General features: G+C 65.8%; 1 protein-coding gene. It reads right to left on the bottom strand.

What is annotated here, in order from left to right; all coding sequences use genetic code 11:
• Nucleotides 1-383, bottom strand: a 383-nt coding sequence (locus GVL52_RS30235; RefSeq protein ID WP_280179146.1) for a histidine kinase dimerization/phospho-acceptor domain-containing protein, incomplete at both ends; no start/stop codon positions are given.

Below are 383 nucleotides of genomic sequence, written 5' to 3'. Positions count from 1 at the left end.
GCCGTGAGGTTGCCGCCCTTGTTGTCCGCCAGCAGCTTCGCGAGGATGAGGCTGGAATTGAGCGGGGTGCGCAGCTCGTGGCTCATGTTGGCCAGGAACTCGCTCTTGTACTGGCTGGCCTGCTCCAGGTCGCGCGCCTTGTCGGAGAGCGCGTCCTGCGCGCGCAGCAGCTGCTGCTTCTGGTATTCGAGCTGCTGGGTCTGTTCTTCCAGCTGGGCGTTGCTCTGCTCCAGCTCGGTCTGCTGCGCTTCCATCTGCGCCTGCGACTCCTGCAGCACGCGGCTCTGCTGCTCGAGCTCCTCGTTGCTCACGCGCAGCTCTTCCTGCTGGGCCTGCAGTTCCTCGGCCTGGCGCTGGGTTTCGTCGAGCAGCGTCTCGAGCTG

The sequence above is a fragment of the Rhizobium sp. 18055 genome, assembly GCF_902706285.1.
Taxonomy (GTDB): domain Bacteria; phylum Pseudomonadota; class Alphaproteobacteria; order Rhizobiales; family Rhizobiaceae; genus Rhizobium.
Note: the sequence above shows the minus strand (reverse complement) of the source record. Positions and strands in the feature narration are given on the sequence as shown.